Below are 8,879 nucleotides of genomic sequence, written 5' to 3'. Positions count from 1 at the left end.
AAACGTGAGCGCATTCGTCGTCGGACCTACAAAACACGTGAACAAGCCAGGCAAGACATCTTCGCTTCTCATGGTTTGCTTCACAAACCACTGCCAGCCGACGGACTACATCGAAATGTTCTATAACCCGAAACGTAAACATGCGAGGAATGGGATGTTGGCGCCCATCGATTTCGAAATCAGACAACGAAATATGAAACAAGAAGGTGTCTAGGAAACTAGGGGCTATTCATACCAGGGCGTTTCCAGGAACTGCTTGTCCCCTCTCGGCAGCATCCTTCGGATGCGCCTGCCGGGCAAGGGATGGCTTCCATGAGCCGCAAGTTCTCAGCGCTTTCGCCGACTGGTTGATGGTACAGCCGTGACCGCGACAGCTGCAACAGTTCGCACTATTTACGCATACTTAATTTATGATCCCAGCTCACCATTTTTTGCCCTGCTGACCGGTAGTGCCTTGCCAGAGGCAAGGTCACGAGAGGGGCGCGTCCCGAGCAACTGATGTGAGGCGTCCGCTAAAAAATCCCGTTCAACCACCAACTGGCCAATTTTGGAATGCAGCTTGTCAATGTCAGCTATACTTACTGGCTCGGGCAAGGAAACTTTGCGCGTAAAGGCCGCCGCCATGTTCTCTATCGCAGCGCGCTTCTATGTTCCGGTCTGGGTTGGATGGACTCCGTACTTCTTGGACAGTTCTGCAAGCGTCGTCTCTTCACAGATCGTTTCAAGCGCAACCTTAGCTTTAAACTATGGCGAATGGTTCTTTCGTTTCTTCATTTTGGATCGTCACTTTCTTCATGCGATCCACCTTAACAACTGGCCCGAAATTTCGCGACCACCTCTACTTTTGCCTATTTCCTGATGCGGCAAGGTGATTTTGAGTTAGCAAAGGACCTAAGTGACCTGGCCGTTACAATAATGGGAGATCAATATTGGCCGATGGTGAACCTAGTTATTATTCACGCGATGCTAGGGCTGCTCGATGTGGCACAAGCGTTACTGGTCGAGGATGGAAGCAAGATCCTATCAAACGGAATTACGGTAAGCGATGGTGTGTTGCAGGAATTGGAGGAACTAGAGGAACTAGAGGCTAATGGTATTTGTGTCGATGCCGCCAATCAAATGGAGGGGTCATATCAGCAATTTGGCGCAGCTGCGTAGAGCATCTGACCATCTCTCAAGATCGAACGGGTGAAGTGCGAAGTTCCGGTGCTACAATGAGTGATAGCGGCAATTGCAATGATAACTGCTTTGTGTGAAGCCGTCTCCAAAACTATCGAGACTGCACTTAATCGTTGGAAATGGAAAGGAATATGTCGGAAAGGAACAAGCTCGTGCCATTCCTCAAATAGAATATGTGGTGAGCCCTGCAGGGTTCGAACCTGCGACCTACTGATTAAAAGTCAGCCGCTCTACCAACTGAGCTAAGGGCCCTCACTTGTTGGGTCGTTTAAGGTTGCTGGCGGGTGGGGTCAAGCGAGAATATGAGAAAAACCCCCTCTGGCATGATTTTTTCTTTCGGATTATATGGAAGCCATGGATATGCAGCATAAAAACACCTCTGAACTGCCATTTCGCAAGATGCACGGGCTGGGAAATGACTTTGTGGTTATTGATACCCGCCATGCACCCGATGTTATGAGCGCGAAAACCGCCAAAGCGATCGCAAATCGCTATTTTGGTGTGGGTTTTGATCAATTGGTGATTCTGCGCGAATCCACGCGGGCGGATCTGGATGTCGAGTTCTGGAATTCTGATGGATCGCGCGCAGATGCCTGCGGCAACGCCAGTCGTTGTATCACAAGGCTGATCCTTGAAGAAACCGGGGCCGACCGCGCGACCTTTTTTACAGGGCACGAGATCCTGACAGGTATGCGTGCCGGGACGGATTTGTTTAGCGTGAATATGGGACAGCCCCAACTCACCTGGGATCAAGTGCCGCTAAGCCATGATGTCGATGATATAAACGCATTGCCCGTTGATGGTTCCCCAGGGGCCTGTGGTATGGGTAATCCCCATATGGTCTTTGTGGTCGATGATGCGGATATGGTGGATTTGCGCAGCATAGGACCGGATCTGGAACATCACGCATTATACCCTGAACGTACAAATGTTGAATTCATCCAAGTCCGGGCGCGCGACGATATTCGTATGCGTGTCTGGGAACGTGGCGGGGAAATCACCCTTGCCTGTGGCTCTGGGGCTTGTGCCGCCGCTGTTGTTGCTCATCGCAAAGGGTTGACGGACAGAAAGGTGAAGATGCAGCTTGATGGCGGCTGGCTAGAGATTGACTGGCGTGAAGATGGTGTCTGGATGACTGGCCCGGCCGCGCATGTTTTTGATGGCACACTTAGTGCAGAATTCCTGAAGTCCGTCGAATGACCACACCTGATCTGAAATTCACGACACTTGGCTGTCGCCTGAACGCCTATGAAACCGAGGCGATGAAAGCCATGTCACAAGAGGCTGGCATTGGCGGTGCTGTGGTGGTGAACACCTGTGCCGTGACAGCCGAAGCAGTGCGCAAAGCACGTCAAGAAATTCGCCGTCTGCGCCGTGAAAACCCGGATGCAAAAGTGATCGTCACGGGCTGTGCGGCCCAGACAGAGCCAGAAACTTTCGCCAATATGGATGAGGTTGATCTGGTTCTGGGCAATACTGAAAAGATGCAACCTGAGACATGGCAGAAACTCTCTGGCCTAGATTTCATCGGCAAAAGCGAAAAGGTTCTGGTGGACGACATTATGTCGGTCACTGAAACCGCAGGGCACTTGATTGATGGTTTTGGCACCCGTTCCCGTGCCTATGTACAGGTCCAGAATGGCTGTGATCACCGCTGTACCTTTTGCATTATTCCGTATGGTCGTGGCAACTCGCGTTCCGTGCCTGCGGGCGTGGTTGTGGATCAGATCAAACGCTTGGTCGATCAGGGCTATAATGAGGTCGTTTTGACCGGCGTTGATCTCACATCTTGGGGGGCTGATCTGCCTGCGACGCCACGCCTTGGTGATCTTGTGATGCGGATCCTGAAATTGGTGCCGGATCTGGCGCGGTTGCGGATTTCATCGATTGATTCCATTGAAGCCGATGACAACCTGATGCAAGCCATCGCGACCGAACCGCGCCTGATGCCGCATCTGCATCTGTCCCTGCAACACGGTGACGATCTGATCCTGAAACGTATGGCGCGCCGCCATCTGCGCGATGATGCAATTGCCTTCTGTGAAGAGGCAAAAAAACTGCGCCCGGACATGACCTTTGGTGCGGATATCATTGCGGGCTTCCCGACGGAAACTGACGCCCATTTTGAAAACTCGCTGAAACTTGTCACCGATTGTGATCTGACCTGGTTGCATGTCTTCCCCTATTCTAAACGCGAAGGCACCCCTGCCGCCAAAATTCCAAATCAGGTGAATGGAAATGTGATCAAGGCCCGCGCCGCCCGCCTTCGCGCGGTCGGGGATTTACAGGTTAAAAACCATCTGGCTGCCCAAATTGGGAAAACCCATCAGGTGCTGCTGGAAAATCCCCGCATGGGCCGAACGGAACAATTCACAGAGGTCAGCTTTGATAGCGATCAGCCTGTCGGTCAGATCGTTGAAACCCGCATCCTTGGGCTAAACGCAACGCAATTGCTTTCATCTTGCTGAAAATACTCCCGCCGGAGGCTTAAATTTGATGTCCCGCCCTATCCTCTATTCCTTCCGTCGCTGTCCCTATGCCATGCGTGCGCGCCTTGCGATCCAAGTGGCGGGCATTGAATGTGAGTTGCGGGAAATCCTTCTGCGCGACAAAGCCCCGGAATTTCTGGCGGCATCGCCCAAGGGTACAGTGCCTGTGGTGGTTGATGGCGAGCAGGTGATTGAGGAAAGCTTGGATGTGATGCTTTGGGCGTTGCAACAGAATGACCCCGCAGGCTGGCTGCAAATGCCCAAAGAAGGTCACGCGTTGATTGCGGAAAGTGACGGGCCGTTTAAATCTGCGCTGGATCGGTACAAATACGGCAGCCGTCATCCAGAGGCTGACACAGATGATGAACGCGAGAACGGTGCGATTTTTTTGCGAAGAATCGATGCGATGCTGAAAGGTCAAAATCATATCTACGGTGATAAGCCCTGCCTTGCAGATATGGCGATTGTCACTTTCGTTCGTCAGTTCGCTCATGTGGATCAGGACTGGTTTTATACCCAACCTTGGCCCGATCTGATCCGCTGGTTGGACGCCTTCAAAGCCTCTGATCGCTTTGCTGCCATCATGGGAAAGCACAAAAAATGGGCAGTGGGTGACGACATTGTTCTGTTTTGCGCAAAATCACTGGCCTAAAGTCGCTTTGTTTATGGTGCCCCTGACAAAAACAGGTTTAGCCTGCCTTTGAATTCAACGCGGAGACCAGATCATGACCGAACACAGCAATCGTAAACCAGCACTTTCCACCCGCGTTGCCCAGGCTCTGCGCTTTATGGAAGAGGGCACCGGGGCTGTTGTGCCTGCCATTCAGCCCACGGCAACCTATGCGCGCGATGAAAACTATGAGGTGCGCAAACCTTACTGGTATCGCCGTGACGGCAGCCAGACCACGGGCCACGCCGAAGCCATCATTGCGGAACTTGAAGGTGCAGCGGATTCTCTGCTGTTTTCTTCCGGCATGTCCGCCTGCACCGCTGTGATCGAACATCTGCCCACCGGCGCCCATGTGGTTGCGCCGAAGGTCATGTATCACGGTGTTCTGAACCAGCTACAAATCTATGAGCGCAACAAGCGTATCTCTGTGTCCTGGTACACCGCCGGCGATCTGGATGAACTGGCGGCGGCGATGAAGCCTGGTGAAACACAGCTTGTCTGGGTTGAAACGCCGAACAACCCGAACTGGGAAGTCACTGATATTGCTGCCGCTTCTGAGATCGCCCATGCCCATGGGGCAAAGCTGATGGCGGATTGCACCGGCACCCCGCCCTGCATGACCCGTGCGTTGGAACTGGGCGCGGATATTTCCTTCCACTCTGCCACGAAATATCTGAACGGGCATTCCGATGTGACAGCGGGTGTTTTGTCTGTGCGTGAGACCGGTCAGCACTGGGCTGATATGGAGTTGATCCGCAAGTTGCAGGGCACGGTGCTGCAATCCTTTGATGCCTGGCTTCTGATCCGGGGCATGCGCACATTGTTCCTGCGTGTCGAAAAAGCCAGCGCCAACGCGATGGCAATTGCGAAGCATTTTCAAGGGCATAAGCATGTGGAGGCCGTTCTGTATCCAGGTCTGCCGACGGATCCTGGGCATGAAGTGGCGAAACGTCAGACCGATGGGCAATTCGGTGGCATGATGTCGATCATTGTGAAGGGCACTGAACAAACCGCGATTGATACCACCCGTTTCTGTGATCTGTTTTATCCAGCGACGTCTTTGGGTGGGGTGGAAAGCCTTGTCGAGCACCGCAAAACCGTATCCGGTGAAGGTTTCCCAGTGCATGAACGCTTGTTGCGTCTGTCTATCGGGATCGAAGATGCGGATGATCTGATCTATGATCTGGAGCAGGCTTTAGCGCGGGCAAATGCTTGATATATAAATAACTTTAAGGGAAGGCCGGGTGCGGTATGCGACCCGGCCTTTTTGTTTCAGGCTGCCAGGGCAGCGCGTGTTTTTCCGATCATCAGCGCGGCCTGGGCGGCTTCGCGGCCTTTCTGAACAAAATGTTCACGATAGATCGTCATGTGGTGTTCGGTTTCCTGGAAATGATGTGGGGTCAGGGACACGGACAACACGGGAACCCCGGTATCAAGTCCTGCGCGCATCAGGCCATCGACCACGGCTTGCGCGACAAAATCATGGCGATAAATGCCACCATCCACCACAAGGGCGGCACAGGCAACGGCGGCGTAACGGCCTGTTTCGGCAAGATCTTTTGCCACAAGCGGCATTTCAAAAGCGCCGGGCACATCAAAAACATCAACCTGATCAGCGGGGATCAATTCGCAGAACCCTTTTAGGGCCTGGTCAACGATATCGGCATGCCAGTTGGCTTTGATAAAGGCGTAACGGGTGTGTGTCATCGGGTAACTCCTCTAGGTTCAGACACGTCACCCAGGGCATTCACGACAAGACACTTTCGCAGGATACGAAAGCCCCTTTTTGCCGCGTTCTCTTCCATCCGGACTATGACCGTCGGTTCCGGAATTACACCGGATCTGCTGACACCTGATCCTGATACAGACGCCATGCACAAAGCATGCACATGTTATGCATATCCTATGCATATAAACTGTATACAGTTTCAGGCCGCTCGCGGACTTACAGATCGCTCTGCTTACCGCCGGTGGGGAATTACACCCCGCCCTGAGAACAGGGTAAATATGACGCGCGCTTGCATCGGGTTCAATCCCCACCTACGACTTTGTATGAAAGGAAACCGTCATGCATCCAAATCCCGCGTTTCGTCAGACACCCGAAAGCGAAAATCTTACCCTTGCCCGTGATCGCGGGTTTGGCGTGTTGTCTGTGAATGGTGCAGACGGGCCGCTGATATCGCATGTGCCGTTTCTTCTGTCCGATGACGCCGCATTTGCGGATTTGCATTTGGTGCGTTCAAACCCAATTGTGCGAACATTACAGGCGCCGCAAAAAGCCGTCATCGCGGTGACCGGGGCGGATGCCTATATTTCACCTGACTGGTATGGGGTGAAGGACCAGGTCCCGACTTGGAATTACACTGCCGTGCATCTGCGTGGGGAATTATCCCTGCGGGCATCGGAAGACCTGCGCCCCCATCTGGACGCGCTTGCCGCGCATTTCGAAGCCAGGCTGCTGCCCAAGCCCCCTTGGACCAACGACAAAGTCACGCCCGATGCCTTTGCGCGTATGTTGCGTATGATTGTGCCTGTGCGGCTGGCGCTGGACAGTATTGATGGCACCTGGAAGCTGGGACAGAACAAAGGCAACGAGGCACGCGCCGGGGCTGCTGATGGGCTGGAGACCGCAGGGTTCGGCAGTGATCACCTAGAGCTGGCCAGATTGATGCGGGATGCTGAAGATCTTTGATGTGATATTCGAAGGTCAGAAACAGGTTTTTAGATGCGCCAGCTTCTGCCTACGTAGGTTCGCATTTGGAAACGGTCGCGCAATTGTGCAGACCGTCGCCACAAATTCAGTGGGAAAGCGCCATCTCTGATGTTACGCAGATCGTAGGTTTGGACAGAGCCCCCTGAACTGCAATGTGTTTTGTTTGGAATATACAGATATGGATTTTCACACCCCGCTTATCCCGGCGCGGCTTATACGCCGTTACAAGCGCTTCCTTGCAGATATGCGCCTGGAGGATGGGCGTGAAATTACGGCCCATTGCGCCAATCCGGGTTCCATGATGGGGCTGAAGGATGAGGGGCAGCTATGTTGGCTTGAACCCAACGATGATCCCAAGAAAAAGCTAAAATATGGCTGGCGGCTGGTTGATCACGAAAATGGGCATTTCACGGGGGTGGACACCAGCATGCCGAACCGGGCGTTAAAGGCGGCTTTTATGGCGCATGAAGTTCCCGAGGTCGCGGATTACGCGACGGTACGGCCCGAAGTGAAATACGGTGAGAATTCTCGCGTGGATTTTCTGCTGACGGATGATGACAAACCGGATCTGTGGCTTGAGGTGAAATCTGTTACCCTTTGTCGTACGCCGGGGCTGGCCGAGTTTCCTGACAGTGTTACGGCGCGCGGCACTAAACACCTGAATGATCTTGCAGAACAGGCGCGCAGAGGGGATCGGGCCATGTTGTTTTACCTGGTTCAACGTACGGATTGCACGTCTGTTACCTTGGCTGATGATATCGATCCGACCTATGCCCAGGCCTTTCGTGATGCGCGCAAAGCCGGGCTGGAGGTGCTGGCCTATAGCTGTAACATCACGCCGAAGGGCATCACTCTGAATGCGCGCGTGCCCTTCCGCTTCGATTAAGCTTTTACATTTCTGATCGCTGCAGTATTTATGCCCCGAATTGAACTGGAGAAACCCGTGAACGATATGCACCTGCGCGAAACCAAAGAAGGCATCCGGATTTATGATCCGGCAGATTTTGACGGCATGCGCAAAGCGGGTCGTCTTGCGGCGGAAATTCTAGATGCGGTTGGCCCCTTGGTGAAAGCGGGCACAACAACGCATGCGTTGGATGCTGCGGTTGAAAAGATGGTTGATGATGCGGGCGCGATTTCTGCCACTATCGGTTATAAAGGCTATAAACACGCGTCCTGTATTTCGGTGAACCATGTGGTGTGTCACGGCATTCCCGGCAGCGAGATCCCGAAAAGCAAATATGAAAAGGTCGCGCGTAAGAACGATATTTTGAAAGATGGCGATATCTTGAATGTCGATGTGACGGTGATTGTGGACGGCTGGTTCGGTGACACATCCCGCATGTACACCGTTGGCCCGCAAAAGAAATTCGCGGAACGTCTGGTGCAGGTCACCCATGACAGCCTGTTTGAAGGCATCAATCAGGTCAAGCCGGGTAATACGTTTGGCGACATCGGCCATGCGATTCAGAAATACGCTGAGGCCCGCAAGATGTCTGTCGTGCGTGATTTCTGTGGTCACGGCATCGGGCGTGTTTTCCATTCGCCGCCCAATGTGTTGCATTACGGTAAGCCAGGCACAGGTGCAGTGCTGGAAGAAGGCATGATCTTTACGATTGAACCGATGCTGAACCTGGGCCGTGCGGAAACCAAAGTTCTGTCAGATGACTGGACAGCGATCACTGTCGACAAAACCCTGTCCGCACAGTTTGAACATTCCATCGCGGTAACATCCGACGGCTTTGAGATCTTCACAGAATCCCCAAAGGGCATCTATTTCCCGGCCTGATCTCATTCATCTTGCCGTAAATACTCCGGGGGTGCGGGG

At 53.2% G+C, this 8,879-nt stretch carries 9 protein-coding genes, 1 tRNA gene, 1 pseudogene and 1 riboswitch; of the genes and pseudogenes, 9 read left to right on the top strand and 2 right to left on the bottom strand.

The features are described from left to right. A pseudogene (locus ACPGUT_RS12590) lies at window positions 1-214 on the top strand (hypothetical protein); the annotation flags it as partial. Between the two features lie 644 nt (window positions 215-858). After that, window positions 859-1,158 carry a hypothetical protein gene (locus tag ACPGUT_RS12585; protein ID WP_423991896.1) on the top strand — a complete coding sequence of 100 codons (300 nt, stop codon included), beginning with the start codon at window positions 859-861 and terminating at the stop codon, window positions 1,156-1,158. Window positions 1,159-1,355: 197 nt separating this feature from the next. Here ACPGUT_RS12585 and ACPGUT_RS12580 read toward each other — a convergent pair. Next, window positions 1,356-1,431, bottom strand: a tRNA-Lys gene (locus tag ACPGUT_RS12580). A gap of 108 nt (window positions 1,432-1,539) precedes the next feature. On the opposite strand from ACPGUT_RS12580, the gene dapF reads away from it, so the two are divergent. The 4 genes from dapF to ACPGUT_RS12560 all read left to right on the top strand — a co-directional run bounded on the left by dapF (window position 1,540) and on the right by ACPGUT_RS12560 (window position 5,554). Beyond that, a complete protein-coding gene (gene dapF / locus ACPGUT_RS12575; RefSeq protein ID WP_423991894.1) occupies window positions 1,540-2,379 on the top strand; it encodes a diaminopimelate epimerase in 840 nt (279 codons plus the stop codon). Continuing rightward, entirely contained in the window at window positions 2,376-3,647 is a 1,272-nt protein-coding gene (mtaB, locus tag ACPGUT_RS12570) for a tRNA (N(6)-L-threonylcarbamoyladenosine(37)-C(2))-methylthiotransferase MtaB (protein WP_423991892.1), read from the top strand. Before dapF ends, mtaB begins: the two co-directional genes overlap by 4 nt. 28 nt (window positions 3,648-3,675) lie before the next feature. Continuing rightward, window positions 3,676-4,320 carry a glutathione S-transferase gene (locus tag ACPGUT_RS12565; RefSeq protein ID WP_423991890.1) on the top strand — a complete coding sequence of 215 codons (645 nt, stop codon included), beginning with the start codon at window positions 3,676-3,678 and terminating at the stop codon, window positions 4,318-4,320. 73 nt (window positions 4,321-4,393) lie between these two features. After that, window positions 4,394-5,554, top strand: a complete 1,161-nt coding sequence (locus tag ACPGUT_RS12560; RefSeq protein ID WP_423991888.1) for a trans-sulfuration enzyme family protein — start codon at window positions 4,394-4,396, stop codon at window positions 5,552-5,554. A gap of 56 nt (window positions 5,555-5,610) precedes the next feature. On the opposite strand, the gene ACPGUT_RS12555 is transcribed toward ACPGUT_RS12560, so the two are convergent. Next, the gene (locus ACPGUT_RS12555) at window positions 5,611-6,045 is read right to left on the bottom strand and encodes a 6,7-dimethyl-8-ribityllumazine synthase (protein ID WP_423991886.1); all 435 of its coding nucleotides are present in this window, start codon (window positions 6,043-6,045) and stop codon (window positions 5,611-5,613) included. A gap of 82 nt (window positions 6,046-6,127) precedes the next feature. Beyond that, window positions 6,128-6,340, bottom strand: a riboswitch (FMN riboswitch). Window positions 6,341-6,406: 66 nt separating this feature from the next. Here ACPGUT_RS12555 and ACPGUT_RS12550 point away from each other — a divergent pair. The 3 genes from ACPGUT_RS12550 to map all read left to right on the top strand — a co-directional run bounded on the left by ACPGUT_RS12550 (window position 6,407) and on the right by map (window position 8,840). Then, a complete protein-coding gene (locus tag ACPGUT_RS12550) occupies window positions 6,407-7,030 on the top strand; it encodes an FMN-binding negative transcriptional regulator (RefSeq protein WP_423991884.1) in 624 nt (207 codons plus the stop codon). 199 nt (window positions 7,031-7,229) lie between these two features. Further along, on the top strand, window positions 7,230-7,937 hold the full coding sequence (gene sfsA / locus ACPGUT_RS12545; RefSeq protein WP_423991882.1) for a DNA/RNA nuclease SfsA: 708 nt from the start codon (window positions 7,230-7,232) through the stop codon (window positions 7,935-7,937). A gap of 66 nt (window positions 7,938-8,003) precedes the next feature. Continuing rightward, the gene (map, locus tag ACPGUT_RS12540; protein ID WP_423991898.1) at window positions 8,004-8,840 is read left to right on the top strand and encodes a type I methionyl aminopeptidase; all 837 of its coding nucleotides are present in this window, start codon (window positions 8,004-8,006) and stop codon (window positions 8,838-8,840) included. Window positions 8,841-8,879 lie beyond the last annotated feature (39 nt).

The sequence above is a fragment of the Halocynthiibacter sp. genome (assembly GCF_049608145.1).
Classification (GTDB): Bacteria; Pseudomonadota; Alphaproteobacteria; order Rhodobacterales; family Rhodobacteraceae; genus Halocynthiibacter.
Note: the sequence above shows the minus strand (reverse complement) of the source record. Positions and strands in the feature narration are given on the sequence as shown.